Annotated in this window: 3 protein-coding genes; 2 read left to right on the forward strand and 1 reads right to left on the reverse strand. The window is 24.7% G+C overall.

From position 1 onward, the window contains the following. Positions 1 to 61: 61 nt before the first annotated feature. Positions 62 to 919: a phage major capsid protein gene (locus C6B38_RS03595; RefSeq protein ID WP_255401065.1), complete on the forward strand. Its 858-nt coding sequence runs from the start codon at positions 62 to 64 to the stop codon at positions 917 to 919. 127 nt (positions 920 to 1,046) lie between these two features. Beyond that, positions 1,047 to 1,181, forward strand: coding sequence for a phage head-tail connector protein (locus C6B38_RS12325; RefSeq protein ID WP_443028744.1), 135 nt, complete (start codon positions 1,047 to 1,049; stop codon positions 1,179 to 1,181). Here the strand turns inward: C6B38_RS12325 and C6B38_RS03600 are convergent. Beyond that, on the reverse strand, positions 1,132 to 1,550 hold a 419-nt coding region (locus tag C6B38_RS03600; RefSeq protein WP_199558571.1), incomplete at its 5' end, for a spiroplasma phage ORF1-like family protein. The two genes, C6B38_RS12325 and C6B38_RS03600, sit on opposite strands and share 50 nt — an antisense overlap.

The following is a 1,550-nucleotide window of genomic DNA, read 5'->3' on the forward strand; positions in this document are numbered from 1 at the left end:
AACAATGAATTAGAAGAAAAAAAAGAACAATTAGAAAATATGGAATTAAAGAAACAATGAATTAGAAGAAAAAAAAGAACAATTAGAAAATATGGAATTAAAGAAAAATAATTTATCTAATAAAGAATTACAAGAACAAAAAGAGTTATTAACTGCAATTAAAAAATTAAATGAAGAAATTACAGAAACTCAAAAAATAAGAAATGAATATTTAGAAAAAAATATTAAAAATATTGAAAACGGAAATAGCACAATTTTACAAACATTAAGGGGAACAGAACAAATGGAAATTAAAACTATYTATAATCAAAAAGATATTTTAGATACAAGAGAATATAAAAATGCATGATTAAAAAATATGCAAAGACAACAATTAACACCACAAGAAGCAAAATTTTTACAAGTTGGAACAAATCCAACTGGAAATGAAGATGCGAGTCCGCTTGTACCTACTACAATATGAAAAAACATCTTAAATGAAATTAAATTAACTTCTAATTTAATTAATGAAGTAACTATTTTAGAACACCGAGGAAAATTAGATATTGCGTATGAAAAAGATTCAACAGCAGCTAAATTTGTCACAGAGGGKSAAGAARTAAAAGGAAGTACAGGATCAGATAGTATTAAATTTGATGGCCACATTATTGCCACTTCGCTTGAATTTTCAGAAACTACAAGATTTATGACAATTGAAGATTTTGAAGCTTTTGTAATTAGAGTAATTACAAACAGAATTAAAGAGGGTATTGAACAATCACTTGCTACTGGAACTGGAAAAGGTCAACCAACTGGAATATTATCAGATACAAGCATTAAAAGTGTAAAAATTAAAGAATTAAATTACGATGCTATTATTGATGAATTATTCAAAATATTAAAGATAAAAATGATCGCCCTATTTGAAACCACAATATAAGTTCAGATGGAGTTACTAATAAAATCTTAGGTTATGATGTTGTTTTAATTTTAGACGGGAAAGTTGTTGAAAAAAATGCTTTTGTAAATTTCCAACCTGAGTAATTTAAAAATAAAGGAGGATCAATATGGACTTATTAAATTTTGTTAAATTAAGTTTACGAATTCAGCATAATTTATTTGATGAAGAAATAAAAACTTTAATTCAATCAGCTAAAAATATTTTAATAAATTCAGGTCTTCACTCAACAAAATATTATTAAAATTTTGTAATTTCAACGCAAAAAAGTTAACTAAAACAGTATCATACTGTAAATTATCAATATATCCATTTTCAATAAACGAACTACGATTTTGAAACACTGGCACCAATGCACTTGCAAAAAACGACTGTAAAAATTTAGATAAAACAAACTGACCGCTAAACTGTTGATAATACTTTAAATCTTTACTATTTAATGATGAATAAATTGAACCATTAAAATTAAAAACTTCACCAGTTCCCGTTCGCATAAAAATAAAATTAAAACTTAAATCATCATTATTAATATTATTTAACTCTAAACTACCAGAAATAATTAAATTTGCTTCATCAACAGTCAAAATCATTCGATAAATTGCTTTTTTAATAT

Origin of the sequence: Spiroplasma sp. ChiS (assembly GCF_002968355.1) — a bacterium.
Classification (GTDB): Bacteria; Bacillota_I; Bacilli_A; order Mycoplasmatales; family Mycoplasmataceae; genus Spiroplasma; species Spiroplasma citri.